General features: G+C 30.0%; 15 protein-coding genes. All 15 read right to left on the bottom strand.

The genetic code is table 11. The features are described 5' to 3' along the window. Positions 1-43: 43 nt before the first annotated feature. Positions 44-1300 carry a leucine-rich repeat domain-containing protein gene (locus B0A66_RS04075; protein ID WP_089048572.1) on the bottom strand — a complete coding sequence of 419 codons (1257 nt, stop codon included), beginning with the start codon at positions 1298-1300 and terminating at the stop codon, positions 44-46. A gap of 275 nt (positions 1301-1575) precedes the next feature. Beyond that, positions 1576-2658: a VPS10 domain-containing protein gene (locus B0A66_RS04070; RefSeq protein WP_244283384.1), complete on the bottom strand. Its 1083-nt coding sequence runs from the start codon at positions 2656-2658 to the stop codon at positions 1576-1578. 98 nt (positions 2659-2756) lie between these two features. Further along, entirely contained in the window at positions 2757-3893 is a 1137-nt protein-coding gene (locus B0A66_RS04065; protein WP_089048570.1) for a WD40/YVTN/BNR-like repeat-containing protein, read from the bottom strand. Between the two features lie 11 nt (positions 3894-3904). After that, positions 3905-4606: a hypothetical protein gene (locus B0A66_RS04060; RefSeq protein WP_089048569.1), complete on the bottom strand. Its 702-nt coding sequence runs from the start codon at positions 4604-4606 to the stop codon at positions 3905-3907. 30 nt (positions 4607-4636) lie between these two features. Then, on the bottom strand, positions 4637-4912 hold the full coding sequence (locus B0A66_RS04055) for a hypothetical protein (protein ID WP_089048568.1): 276 nt from the start codon (positions 4910-4912) through the stop codon (positions 4637-4639). Beyond that, positions 4893-5363, bottom strand: coding sequence for a hypothetical protein (locus B0A66_RS04050; RefSeq protein WP_089048567.1), 471 nt, complete (start codon positions 5361-5363; stop codon positions 4893-4895). Before B0A66_RS04050 ends, B0A66_RS04055 begins: the two co-directional genes overlap by 20 nt. A 172-nt stretch (positions 5364-5535) precedes the next feature. Further along, on the bottom strand, positions 5536-6009 hold the full coding sequence (locus tag B0A66_RS04045; protein WP_089048566.1) for a hypothetical protein: 474 nt from the start codon (positions 6007-6009) through the stop codon (positions 5536-5538). Positions 6010-6475: 466 nt separating this feature from the next. Further along, complete coding sequence (locus tag B0A66_RS04035; RefSeq protein ID WP_089048564.1) at positions 6476-6886, bottom strand: hypothetical protein; 411 nt, start codon at positions 6884-6886, stop codon at positions 6476-6478. 5 nt (positions 6887-6891) lie between these two features. Beyond that, positions 6892-8178 carry a hypothetical protein gene (locus B0A66_RS04030; protein ID WP_089048563.1) on the bottom strand — a complete coding sequence of 429 codons (1287 nt, stop codon included), beginning with the start codon at positions 8176-8178 and terminating at the stop codon, positions 6892-6894. A gap of 34 nt (positions 8179-8212) precedes the next feature. Next, a complete protein-coding gene (locus B0A66_RS04025; RefSeq protein WP_089048562.1) occupies positions 8213-10027 on the bottom strand; it encodes a type VI secretion system Vgr family protein in 1815 nt (604 codons plus the stop codon). A gap of 43 nt (positions 10028-10070) precedes the next feature. Further along, positions 10071-10460 (bottom strand): type VI secretion system tube protein TssD, encoded by a 390-nt coding sequence (gene tssD, locus B0A66_RS04020; RefSeq protein WP_089048561.1) that lies wholly within the window; start codon positions 10458-10460, stop codon positions 10071-10073. Positions 10461-10481: 21 nt separating this feature from the next. Next, the gene (locus tag B0A66_RS04015) at positions 10482-10958 is read right to left on the bottom strand and encodes a hypothetical protein (RefSeq protein WP_089048560.1); all 477 of its coding nucleotides are present in this window, start codon (positions 10956-10958) and stop codon (positions 10482-10484) included. Between the two features lie 266 nt (positions 10959-11224). Beyond that, entirely contained in the window at positions 11225-11701 is a 477-nt protein-coding gene (locus B0A66_RS04010; RefSeq protein WP_089048559.1) for a hypothetical protein, read from the bottom strand. Between the two features lie 233 nt (positions 11702-11934). Next, the gene (locus tag B0A66_RS04005; protein ID WP_089048558.1) at positions 11935-12633 is read right to left on the bottom strand and encodes a response regulator; all 699 of its coding nucleotides are present in this window, start codon (positions 12631-12633) and stop codon (positions 11935-11937) included. Further along, positions 12623-14680 carry a tetratricopeptide repeat-containing sensor histidine kinase gene (locus B0A66_RS04000; RefSeq protein ID WP_244283383.1) on the bottom strand — a complete coding sequence of 686 codons (2058 nt, stop codon included), beginning with the start codon at positions 14678-14680 and terminating at the stop codon, positions 12623-12625. Before B0A66_RS04000 ends, B0A66_RS04005 begins: the two co-directional genes overlap by 11 nt. Positions 14681-14788: the final 108 nt, after the last annotated feature.

The raw sequence follows: 14788 nt of genomic DNA, 5'->3' as shown, positions 1-14788 counted from the left end.
AAATCTATTGTTGTTTGTTACTTAAATTACTTGAAAGAATTAATTAATTATCACAGTCACTGGAATAAATTGCAAAATTGTCTTTATAGTTTGTCCATTTCATATTTAGATAAGATTCATTATCAACTGCAATGCATTTTAAATCAGTATTTTTAGTAAAATTTAAATTTGCAAACTTTATATTATTAGTGTTTTTTAAATTTAGCATTGTCAATTTATTTTTCGAACAATTAATATCGTATAATGCTACGTTTTTAGAAAAATCTAATTTTGTAATACTATTTTGATCGCAAATTATAGTCGTCAGAAATATGTTCTTAGAAACATCTAAGTTGGTTAATTCGTTTGCTGTGCAATACAATTCAATTAAACTAGTATTTTTTGCAACATCTAAACTCTTTACATTATTTCGATTAAAGCTTAAAATATTAAGTTTTTTATTCTTTGAAACATCTAAAATTGTCAATTGATTATCCATACAATTTAAATTTAATAGCTCCTTATTTTTAGAAACATCCAAAATCTTTAATTTATTTACGTCGCAATAGAGTCCTTTTAATTTTTTGTTTTTAGAAATATCCAATATTTCCAAATTATTCCAATTACAATTTAAATTAATCAATGCAAGATTTTTTGACACATTCAAATTATCCAAATTCGCACCATAACAACTTAGTTCAGTTAAACCTAAATTATTACTAACATCTAAAGAATTTAATTTATTCCAACTACAATTTAAATTGATAAGAGATTTATTTTTAGATAAATCCAAAAATGTTAACTTGTTTGAAATGCAATACAATTCAATCAAAGCCACATTCGGAGAAAGATCTAAATTCAATAAACGATTACTACTAAAATCTAAAACTGTTAGATTTAGATTTTTAGAAACATTTAGATTTACGATAAAATTAAAACTACAATCTAATTTTTTTAAATTCAGATTTTTTGAAAAGTCTAAAGATTTAAATGCATTCTTAGAACAATTTAAATTCTTTAAAGCTTTAAAATCTTCTATCCCAGATAAATCCACAATTGGCTCTGAATCAAACCTTTCTTCATTAATAACTTTTCTAGAAATATCCAGATCGACAATATCGACAATATTTGCAGTGAGAACTTTTTCATCAGGGCTACCGCTGTCTATACCTAGTGCTATAAGCTTACTTTCAAAAATTTTATCCGGAATAGAAGTGTATTGTGCAAAAGCTGGTACACTTACTAAAATTAATAGCAAAAATCTCAATTGTAAGTTTACTTTAATTTTATTAAAACATATAATCTGTAACGTATTATTCATCTTTTTTTTCTTTATAATATATATTAGTACAGCAGTTAAAAAAGTATTTCACTTCCTAATTTACTCAAATCAAAATTATATTGCTCCTCAATTTTATGATAAAAAACATAATCAATTATTGAAACAATTTTACTTTTTTACTTTTACTTTCTCATTTTTTGGTCTTTTTAAAATCCAACTCATTAAACTCTTTTAATAATTTGCCTTTTTCATTTCAATATACTTTTGTCAATACTATTATGAACTATTATTTTAAATAAGTTTTTTTAAGCCTTCTATTGTAAAGCCGTACGCAAAATCATTTGTCCCGGAAATGTACGCATCCACACATGTTCTTGCCCATAAAAGGCAACCATCCTAATATAAGATGCACCTATTCTCTCTTTAGACCACGTTTCTCCTTGATCATCACTGCGATAATAACATTTATCGTCTGCTAAAATTGCTATAGTGTTATCATAAATCTGAACATCATAGATCTTTTGGTCCTTAACAGGAAATTCTATTTTTTTCAGACTATTCCCTTCTGTTTTTTGATATAGTATATTACGTTTGTCTCTATCTTCAACCACAAAATATAACCTGTCATTATTATCCAACACTACTGAAAAAGGAGTTTTATCCATATTAGTAAATTTAATTTCTTCTGATTTCATAGTTGCAAAATCGATCTTTACATAACTGGTGCGCTCTTTTGTGAGATAGTATAAAATACCGTTTGTGGTGACGGCAAAATCCATTCTTTCATGCATTTTTGGAACATAAATTTCACGCCAATTTTTTCCCTTATCTTCTGTGTATAATATTGTAAATTTAAATTTTCGCCCCTTTAAGCCACAGACACCAATACCTTTTTGTGGTGTCCAAAAATGAATTTCATCTATTTGGTTTTCTTTATTTTGACTTACTTCCTCCCAAGTTGCGCCCTGATCTTTTGAAATGTGCAGGTGCGATATTATATCTTCTGCATCTCTACCATGATAACTTTTACGTAAAGCCAACAATGCATTACTCACTTTATTAAAATCAATGATCTCACCTTTCCCTAAAATACTTTCCTGCCAATTATAACCTCCATCTGAAGTGCGCAAAATAATGGCATCTTGATTTCGATTTATATTTACATAATTAGGTGCTCCAATCTTATCTCTACCTTGATAGGATCCCGAAAAAAACCCTATTCTAGTATTTATGAATTTGAATTTATTGAATTGATAATCAGTGCCAATAGTACCACTACTCTTATCTGCTCCAATTGTTTTAATGTCTCTCCAATGTTCATCTTGCGCGTAAAAGCAACTAATCAAATAAAGTATCAGACAAAAATTTACTATTCTTTTTATTATTTTTAAAAACATGATATTACTTCTTTTAATAGTTTGTCTTTTTCATTTCAATATACTCTTGTCAATCCTATCATAAACTATTACTTTAAATAAGTTTCTTAAGCCTTCTATCATAAAGGCGTACGCAAAATCATTTGCTCTGGAAATGTACGCATCCACACATGCTCTTTTCCGTAAAAGGCAACCATACTAATATAGGATGCACCAATTTGCTCTTTTGACCATGTTGCTCCCTGATCATCACTGCGATAATAACATTTATCGTCTGCTAAAATCGCTATAGTGTTATCATAAATCTGAACATCATAAATCATTTGATTCTTAAATGGAAAATCTATTTTTTTCAAACTATTACCTTCCATTTTTTTATACAGAATATTGCGTTTGTCTTTATCCTTTACCACAAAATACACCTTATCATTATTATCTAGCACTACTGAAAAAGGTGTAAAATCCATATTAGTAAATTTAATTTCTTCTGATTCCATAGCTGAAAAATCAGCCTTTACATAACTATTACGCTCTTTTGTCAGATAATATAAAACACCTTTTGAGGTAACAGCAAAATCCATCCCTTCATACATTTTAGAAAGTTCTATTTCACGCCAATTTTTCCCTGTATCTTCTGTATATAATATTTTAAACTTAGAACCCTTTTCAATTAATCCACAAATACCAATACCTTTTTGTGATGTCCAAAAATGAATTTCATCTATTGGCTTTTCTTTATTTTGACTTACTTCCTCCCAGGTTGCGCCCTGATCTTTTGAAATGTGCAGGTGCGATATTATATCTTTTGCATCTCTACCATTATAACTTTTACGTAAAGCCAACAATGCATTACTCACTTTATTAAAATCAATGATCTCACCTTTCCCTAAAATGTTTTCCTGCCAATTATACCCACCATCTAAAGTGCGCAGAATAATGGCATCTTGATTTTTGTTTATATTAACTCGAGTGTAGTCTCCTATTTTATTTTCGTCTTTATACAATCCTAAAAAAAATCCTGTTTTTGTATTTATAAACTTAAATTTATTGAATAGGTAATCAGTGCCAATAGTACCACTACTCTTATCTGCTCCAATTGTTTTAATGTCTCTCCAATGTTCATCTTGCGCGTAAAAGCAACTAATCAAATAAATTGTCAGAGCTACTGTTGCTATTATTTTTATTGTTTTTAAAACCACGATTCCACTTCTTTTAATAGTTTTTCTGTTTCTTGATCGGGTAAGATTTGCTTTCAAATAATTATTCTTTATTCCTCTATAACACGCTCATTTTTGAATTCCCCTTCTATACGGAAAGTTTTACCCCAAAAATTATGTTTAATAGGAGTTGCTGTCATATTAGGCTGATACACTAACTTAAAATTTGTTTTATAGGTTTTCGCTAACCACTTTTTCTTGTAACCAAATTTTTTAGTATTGTAATAAGCGGTAAGTGTTATGGTATCGTTTTGCATAATACCAACATCACATTGATTAAGTTCTCCATATCGTTGTACTTCATTACGGCTAATTTTAACAGTTCTATCATCTAATTCATAAAAACCGTAGAGCAACAAAGGAAAAGGCTTTTTTACTTTTATTTTTCCTTCAACAGGTACATTCACAAATGCACTCCCATCTCTATCAGTTTCAGCCGCATATACATAACCTATATCTGTAAAAACAAAATATCTTATAACATTATTTGTTTGATGCACATATACCTGATTAAACTTCAAAAATGGATTTTTCAACAAAAGTTCTTTTCTTTCGTAACGCATAAAATCAATATAATATTTGGAATAAAGGCTATTGTTAAGCTCTGTAAATTCTATTTTCCGCATAGTTAAATAGTTCATGAAAGCACGATCATAATCGCCTTCTTTATAACCTTTAGGAGGTCTGTGACAACTACTAAATAAAAACATCAGAACCAGTACTGAAACTATTTTATTTATTTGGTTTTTCATTTTTTGGTTCTTTTACATTCTGCTTCTCTTCTAATTTTTAGTGAAAAATTTTTTTTCCTCTATAACACGCTCATCTTTGAATTCTCCTTCTATACGAAATATTTCACCCCAAAAATTATGATTAATAAAAGTTGCTATCAAATCTGGCTGATACACTAACTTAAAATTTGTTTTATGTGTTTTGGCTAGCCACTTTTTTTTATATTTAAATTCTATTGATTTATAATAACCTGTTAGTCTAACAGTATCTTTACTTACTACACCTATATCATTAATAAACAACTCTTTATGACGTTTTTTTTTCACGAATTTTAATTTTAATGATTGTATCTTCTAATTTATAAAATCCATAAAACAACAAAGGAAAAGGTTTTTTAACTTTTATTATTCCTTCAACCGGTTCACTCACAAATTCACTCCCATGTCTATCTGTATCAACTGTATACACATAACCTATATCGGTAAAAACAAAATATCTTATAGTATTGTTTGTTCCCTGATATACATATACCTGATTAAACTTTAAAAATGGTGTTTTTGACAAAAGTTCTTTTGTCTCATAATCTAAAAAATCTGAATAATACTTGGAGTAAAGACTATTACTAAGCTCTGTAAATTCTATTTTACGCATAATTAAATAGTTTTTAAAAGCACGATCCCGTTCACCTTCTACAAAAGATTTTGGTACTTTATGACAACTACTCAATAAAAAAAACAAAATGACTACTGAAACTATTTTATTTATTTGGTTTTTCATAATTTGGTGTTGTTTAAATCCAACTCATAAAACTGTTTCAATACTTTACCTTTCTCCAATTGTCCGGCATATAAATATTGTTTTAACCTTTCTAAATCTTATACTACATACAAATGATGAAAAATAGGTTTGAACTGGAATATCAAATTAATTTTAGCAAGATCTGCTGAATTTACTTTAATATGATTGTATCATTTCTTTCTAATTTTATATCGTAAATATTATCTGGGTTATCATTGTTATAAATGACGCGGGTATATTTATAACGATTATGACTAATTTTAGAAAAAATAAATTGTGCAATCAAATTATCTCGATATTCACCAATACCTCCAAATTCATTTTCTTCAACTGCTTCTAAAGCATATTTTTTATAATTTGTAAAAAAAGATTTTTTATAAAAGAATAATTGAAATCTATCATACTCTTCATTTTCTTTTTTTAAACTTACTCCTTCTCTAAAAACTTCCAATTGATTCATCAAATGCTGATCAGATAAATCTTCAAAGTTAGATATTTGATAATATTGAATTCCTCTTTCAAATCTGTCGTTCAATTGCTTATCAATAGGTTCTACATCAACACTATTTCTATTGCATGAGATTAAAAAAAACAGTGTAGTGTAAATTATAATGTGATATTTCATTTTTAAAAATTTATTTTATCTTCCTAAGTAAAATTAACTTATGTTCTTTATAAACAATTCTTTAAACTACATTTCTTCTGATGATTTATACATTTTACTAACTAGATAAAAAGTTAAGAATAGCTCAACAATAAAATAAATTAAGATTATTATGATAGCTGATAAACTAAATGATTTTGTATCGTGAAATAAGTCATATTCAAAAAAAGAATCCAAAACAAAATGAAATAAACAATGAAATAATAATATACATAAAAGTGTATTTTTCAAATTTACTTCCATTACTTTTTCTATTAAAAGCAGCATGCAAACTATTACCAAAAACAAAATCGTTACAGCAATAGCTAAAAATACTGCAAAAGGATTTCCAGAAGTATTATTAGGCGTGTAAGAATCTAAAGAACTAAATAAACCCCTAAAAAAAAAGAAGTTAATAAATAATATCAAGAATCCGAAAACGAAAAATTTATTCATCAGATTTATACATTTTATTATTAACTATATAATAAGTTAAAAACAATTCAAAAATAAAATATAGCAAAATAAAAAAAATTGCTAAATGGTCAAATCGATCAGGTCTTTCAAATAACTGAAACTGAAGAGTTGAATTGAAATAAAACTCAAGTAAGCAATTTCCATATGCTAAAAATAAAACTATTGATTTATATTTAATATCCATTTGCTTTTCAATCCAAATAATTCCTAAAACAATAGAATATATTATTGTCGTAAATGCCATAGCTATTATAAAATATATACCTCTACCAGGAGTTCTATCATCTTCAGATATCAATGCATTCATTTTTGATAAAATCAAAAATAAAGATATTGAATGCACGAAAAACATTAAAAATGCTAAATGAATTATCTTTTTCATGAAAACTAAAAATTTAATTTATAAGCTTTTGTATAATGAAACAAATTACCAAAACGACTTACTTTTATATTTAATAAACTAGTAATTTCTTCTACTTCTGGTGATCCGGAATTATTAGCTTCTTCAATCATATATTTAATTGCAAAACTTCTTGCTTCTTTAGCATTTTTAAGATAGTTTGTAGAAAAAGATTCATCTGCGGATGCAGCAATTCTTATTGAGTTGCTATAAAAAACAGGAATGTAAAATTCTCTTTTACCTCTTTTTTTTGCAATTTCATAATCAATAATTCCCTTAAGAGAGCACTTATTTTCAGTCGCAAATCTTGTCATTTTTTCGAAGATACTTATATTAAATTTACCCAAATCTAAATTAAATTTTAATGATAATAGCCATGCTAAATTTTTCACATAATTTAGATACCAATCTGGGCGAATATATATACGATCTGGATATGAATCATCTGCTGTTAAGTGATCTGTAGTAAAAAAACCTCCTCCATACATTTTGAATTTATCTGTAGGTTGTAATAAATAAACATCTCGCAGTTTTTCTAATAATGTTTGACCTTTAAAAGCTTGTCTCTGATAATCTTGATTTGTCAAAAAATTATAACCATATTTTTTAGTATAAAAATTTATATATTGTATCCAAGGCTCTACATCTTCTGCTAAAGTTTTACCTCCTTGACCTCTCCAGCTATCAATCACAAGATTAAGATTTTTATCACTATGATATAAATCGAAAGCAACTAAATTATCAGGTTTAATATTGTCTAATTTAGAATGCGCATAAGTATCACCAAATCGATGTAGTAATTCCCCTAATTCGCTTATCGATTTCTCTCGGTTTCTATCATCAATTTTTAGCCATAAAAATTTAACCGCTGTTATAAACTCTTCGATGCCATGAAATCCCCCCGTCAAAGAATGTACGGGACCTTGATAATTTACATTTGACCAAGTATCATTTAATTCAAAATCTAGTTCACTATGAATTGTGGTATCTGGTGCTTCAGTTGCTATTGCTAATTCTTCAGCATCATCTTCATTCATTCCCAACATTAAACATACTAAATATACTGTACTATAATGTCCATCTGTTTCATATACTACAGCAGTGCTTTCTTCAAATTCTTTTACCGGTGGTTCTTCTGGTTCTCCATAAGTATACCTTTTAGCATAATAATTAATACGTCCTCCAGCATTAATGATTATTCTATTACCATACATACGCGATGTCCCACCCGTTATTTCGGTAATTTTTCCTTTTACAATTCGTGTTCTTGACATTTCTTTTTGTAATAAATTAAACTATTAGATTATCTTAATTTTGTGTAGTTCCCTCGTTACTATTATTCTGAATATCATTTTTTGAATGTAATTCGTTATTTTTTTTACTCTGTAAAGTAATATCAGAACCTCCTATTATATTCCTATCTTTCTTTACCTCAGAATGTACATCACCATCAATACTTTCAAATAGTTCTCCTTTAACCTTCATCAAAAGATCGCCTCCAACTTCTGTTCTGTTTTCTGCCCCTACAATACTGGATTTATTTACAGCTGCAATTTCCACAATATTCTGTCCTGCACTCGAACTAATATTCTCAGAAGCATTTATGACAAAGTTTTTACAATTAAACGTAATTGTCTCTGAACTTGTAAACGTCATACTCTTCGTTTCTTCATTCAAATGCACTTCGTTTCCACTTGGGTCAGAAAGCCAGATACCAACCTTTTCTATAAACTTGAATACTTGTCCAAATCTGAGTTTCCAACCTTTGGTGCTGTTGTTCGAATCAAAAAATTCAGGTTTTGCTTTGCCATTGTAATGCGAGCCTGAAACGTAAGGAGAATTGACATTCCTGTTTTCAAAACTCACTAGAACTTCATCGCCTATTTCGGGTCTGTTGTATTGTCCCCAACTTTTTCCTGAGTATTGTTGCATCACGCGCATCCAATCGCTGTTGGCATCGTAATTGGCCCAGTAGAATTTTACTTTTACGCGTCCCAATCCTTCGGGGTCGTTATTGTCAATTACTATTGCGGGTTGGGTATCGGCTTTTGCAGAAACTTCTATGTTCGTATAATGCGGCACTTCTACATCAGCCGGAATAGCTTTAAACTTGCATCGGTATTGTCCGTCGTATTCTCCAAAATGGGTGACTTTTATGGCTACGAGTTCGTGGTATACTTCTTTGTTTTGAACCGTAAAGATTTGTCCAACACCAATGGGTACATACGCCTTTCCGGTATAAATTGTACTGTTGGCATCGTGTGCTGCTACCTGGCGTTGGGCTAATTCTTCGATCTCGGTTGTATTTTTTGCCTGATTGGTATACGATGGAATCGATGTATTGGGCAAAGCTACCACTAACTGATCGCGGCGGGTCATAGCCGAAAAACCGTCTGCGCTTCCTGCTGCGGTAATGGCTTTTGCGCTTTTTATGCTCAATGCATTATTGGGATCGTAACCCGCAAGCGATGTTTTGTGTGATTTGAGTTTACTCTTGATAGTGAAATCATAAAGACTTACATAGTTTTTCAACTTTACTTTTGATGATTTCAGATTACCAAATTGCATGCGCATGCCATCAAAATAGAACCATTCGCCATGAAAAGCGGCAAGGCGTTTTAAGAAATCAAAACTGGTTTCGTTGTATTGGGTTATCGCGGGAAACATTTTTTTGTAGCGGGGCTGAATGGCTTCGGACTGATAAAATTCACCAGCTGTTTCGTCTTCAAAAATTTTCAGGGCAACTTCTTTGATATTCTTCTCTAAAAACACTCTCGACTTGGATTGTTCGCTTAAAAGAACAGTGTGACTAATTCCCTTTACATACAACCCACGCGGACTTCCTTTTTCATAAATCGAAATAAGCTCGTTGATGATACCCTTGCTCATGACTTTTATTTCGCCATTTCTGCTTTTGAAGGTAAAAATAACTTCGTTGGCGGTATACTTTCGAATTGCTTCTGCCTGCTCTTCGGGTGAAATGATCGTACTTCCGCTATACATCCAGGTGAAAGAAAAATCATGATGCTCCATCATGCGTTGAGCTAGCTTTAAATCGGAGAAAAGTACTCTTTTGGTGTAACCGCTTATGGTTACCTGAATCTGATCTTTAAATGATGACATAGTTTACTGGCTTTTAAATTAGTATCGTAGTTAAATTGTGGAATTAATCTGTCCAATCGTTTGAAAATTTAGCATCGCTAAACAGGATTTCTTTTGCGATAATCTCCATTTTAATCGTCATAGGCGAATCGCTTGTGCTCGAAAACTCCTCTTCATAATCAATACAGTGCGCCCTTTCGAATTTTAAATCTTTCATTTTCCCTAAAGCATCACGGCGGTAAAAAACAATCTTACCATCTTTGCCCAGATTATGGTTTAAAATCCAAGCCAAAAAATCAGTATGCTGATCTGCTTCGATAACTATTTTTATTGTCCCTCCTTTGACACCACCAAAAGGCTTACCTGAAGTGTCTTTTTTACTTTGAAATTGAATTTTGAAATCGAGAACATTAAATTCTCCTCCGTCGATCATTAATTTTGCTAGAAAACTCATATTTTATTTTTGTTTAATTATTTAATTAGACGAGATGTATCTGTCTATTCTTTCATACAAAGCAGATTTAAATCCCTTTTCCATTAATTTATAGGTAAAGGTTTTTCCATTAATTTTTTCCTGAAAAGTGTGCATATTGCGGCATAAATCGAAACCATAAAAAATGTCTATATGTTTCTCGAAATAATGAGTAGCCATACCCAAAATGGTTTCTTCGGTACTAAAAATGCATATTTCTCCATCCGGTCCTGTTATAGAATGTCCGACTTGAGGATGGTGTTTCTCATCATTAATAATTAAGCAATCCGGTACAGTCGACCACATATTGTCGTCTTCATCTTTAAAAGAAAACATGGCGTTTTCTACAGCCCAAAACATAGTACCGGAATTGGCATCAGCTATGATAATAACTTTTGGGCGTCCTTCATTTTCTTCAATAACTATATTAGCATTATAATTATGAGATAATAATTTCTTTAGTTTTTGAGTAGTTGGCATATAAATAACAGTTAATTATTATTACTGTAAATATAAGCGCACAAAAAGAACCCATAAAGTCTTATTAATATTAGATTAAGACATTTTTTTGAGTGGTGAGTGGTGAATTGTGAATTGTGAGTTGTGAGTTGTTGGATCGAGGAATATTGGATTTTGGAATATTGAATTGTGACTTTTTTAATTAAATGGTAATGTCAAACAAATTAAAACTCATAATTCATAACTAAAAGAAACAACTCATAATTTATAACTCATAACTAAAACAATTAATTAAAAGAGATATATCTCTTAATTCCTTTATAAACAGAGCATTTAAACTTTTTATAATTTAACTGATAGGTAAAATTTTCTCCGGCTTCTGAATCTTCAAAATAGCAGGTTGACATTTTAAACTGAAGCCCATACGTGATATCGATATGTTTTTCGAAATAGCTTACTGCTAAATCAACAACTGCTTCTTTGCTGGAAAAAAAACAGCTTTCCCCATCCGGGCCTTTGAGGTGATCTCCAATTTTTGGCTGATATTTTTCATCACCAACATTTACAGAATGCGGAGGAGTTACCCAAACATTGTCATTCTCATCTTTGAAACTATACATAGAAGCTTCGATAGTCCAAAACATCGTACCGGATTCGACATCTGTAATAACAACGACTTTTGGATTTTGATCATTTGTTGTAACTACAATATTTGTACGATATTTATGGGATAATAATTGCTCTATTTTTTGGCTAACTGGCATATAAAAAGTGGTGTATCGTTAATTATGTAAAGATAAGCCTACTTAAATAAATCGTTTAAATATTCAAAGCCTAATTTATACCAAAATAGGACATAATTTAAAATAAGAAATATCAGCACAAATGGCATTTTAAATACTGAAAATCAATTAAATAAATTTCACTTTTTCATTTCAAAAAAAGTATAAAAAAAAACCGACAAATTTTATGTGCCGATTTTTGTATGATTTTTTCGCTAGAATAGGCCTTTGCTTTTGGCTTCTTTTACTAAATCTTCGTCGTTATCTGACTTTATTTTGAGCAGCTCTTTCAAGTTCATTTTTCTCTTTTGAATTGCATTTAAAGAAATGGGAATATAATGTGGCATTTCATGCATTGGAGTTTGTTTTGACAAATGAAATAAAATTTGTTTATCAAATTCATCAATTTCTATTGAATTATGATGAGACTGGTTGAGCATTTTTTGAACCGACTGACTGTAATATTTATCATTTTTCATTACTTTATCGAATGCAAAAAGTAATTCATCAAAAGTGAGATCATTTTTTATTATCAATCCATTTGGATTTATAGTTCTTATAATGGTTTTTATTTTAAGTAATTCTGTATACATCGTAAGTAAAATAATGCTGCAATTGGGCATTTTACTTAGTACTAATTTTGCTAAATCTTCTCCGCTAAAAAGATCTTTTTCTTCATAAGCCGGCATGCTGATATCTAAAAAGGCAACATCAAAATCCGGCGTTTGTTTATCCGTAATTAAATCATAAGCTGATCTGCAATCATGTGCCTGAAAAATAGCAAATTCATACTTTTTAGGGCTATAACGTGTTATGGCATTTTTGTATCCTTCTATTATAAAAGGATGATCATCTACTATTAAGATATTATGCTTAATAAGAGGCGAAACTGGGGCGTTTAGTTCAGCTGTCATTATTTTGTAGGTTAATTTTTTGATCTATGGGTACTTTTATAACGAGCAAAGTTCCTTTTCCTTTTCCCGATTTTATGTTTACAGATCCTTTACACTCTTTTGCACGATATTCTATGTTGTGTAAACCTATTCCGTTCTTAGTTCTTTTGGTATCAAATCCTTTTCCGTTATCAAAAATGGATAAAATTAAATGATTGATCTCGCTCTTAAATTCAACCGTAATAAAATCTGCTTCTGAGTATTTATTACAATTTTGAAGTGCTTCCTGCACAATTCTGTACAAATTTATTTTGACTGCATTTTCTACCAATTCCCATTTAATCTGAGGGTCAAAAAAAGTAATTACTTTTGCATTGTATATATTTTGCTGATTCTCAAATAATTTATTTAATATCACCACAAAATTATTAATCAATTCTGATTTCTCCCTGCTTAAATCATGTGAAATTTCGCGAATATCTTCTTCAATGTTTTTTAGCTCCGTCAGGTACTTTTTTCTTTTTTCTGCCGCTTCTGCTTCATCAATCTTATCTAAACTGTCCAGACTGATTCTAACGCCAAACATTCTGCCCAACACACCATCATGAAGGTCCTGTGCTACTTTTTTCTTTTCTCTGATTCGCGTTAATTCTATATCGTTTTGTTGTGAAAGCATCAGATTATAAATATCTTCATTGGCTATTTGCTGCTGCTGTTTAAAAAGCAATTCTCTGTTTTTTGCCTGTTGGGTTTTATAAACATAAAAAAACAATCCAATTAAAGTACAAATACTAAAAACATAAACCAGTGTTTTATTCTTTTCCTGTAAACTAAAATTTTGATCTTTTATTTCATTGGTTTCATATTCAATACGAGAAAATTTCTCTCCCATACTTCTTTCTGCTTTTAGCATTCGTCCGTTAAGATGAATGTATTCTTTAGAATAAATTGCTGCATTTTGAGGATCAATAATGGCTATTTGACGTAATGCTGACAATGTATTGATTGTCTTGCCGGAAGATCTCGCCAATGTCAAGGCCTGTTTACAAAACTGAATGGCTTTAAAAGTATCTTTTTTGAAGGCAAAATATTCTGATAAATGAATTTTACTGGAAATGACAGCAGCTTTTAATCCCAAACTATCTCTGACCTTAAGCGATTGTTTAAACAATTCCGGTAACTGGTCTGATTCTTTTAGTTTAAACTTCGAATACGCTAAATTATCAAGCAAAGTAGCATACAGAGGTGCTTTGTCTTCAAAAAGATTTTTTTCTTTCAACGCTTTTACAAAATAATCTTTAGCCTGCTTATAATCGTTCATATTCATATAAACATATCCAACATTGTTCAGAGATGTTGCTCTGTATTGAAATTCAGCTGGAATAGTCTGATCTTCTAATACCTGTAATGCTTTTGTCTGAAACTCTAAGGCCTTAGCATATTCTTCTCTTTCATTGTATAATATTCCTAAAAGATTATAACTTTCATAAAAAAGCTCATTGACTTTTTTTTGCTTTTTCAGACTGCTTAACGCTTTAAAAACGGTTATCTCACTTTCAAAAAAATCACCTTCGTTATACTGCAGACTTGCTTTGTTTAGGAACGTTCTGGCAATATTATATTCGTCTTTAAGGCGCAGATACAATTTTTCTGCTTTGTAATAACTCAAAAAAGCACTATCAGGAATAGATTGCACAATGTAATAATCTCCTAAATAAGAATAGGCTTTGGCTGTAGTAGCTGAATCTTTATTTTTTTCAGAACGTTCAAGAATTAATTTTGTGGTTTTAAAATACGATTTCCAATCGCCCATATTGTAGTAACGATTGGCTACTTTAAAAAAATTGGCTTTGTTTACAGAATCATCCTGTTGTTCTAAAATAATGGCCAGGGCTTTCTGATTGTATTTTTGTTTGAATTTAAGTGGCAAATTATCCTCATTAGCCAATGAAAGATACGCAGGAAGACTATCTTTTACAGGACTTTTTTCATTATCTGTCTTTGCTTTTCTGGAACAAGCCCAGAAAGCACAACATAAAAGCACGATTATTACACCTGTTTTCTTCAATGGTATTTTTTGGTATTTTTTTTGGAAGTTGCTCAAAAATACTAAAACTATGAACATAAAAAAAGGTTGTCAATAATTTGACAACCTTTATGGTATTTAAATCTATTT

Source organism: Flavobacterium hercynium, assembly GCF_002217285.1.
GTDB classification, from domain to species: domain Bacteria; phylum Bacteroidota; class Bacteroidia; order Flavobacteriales; family Flavobacteriaceae; genus Flavobacterium; species Flavobacterium hercynium.
This window is presented reverse-complemented; position numbering and strand designations above follow the sequence as displayed.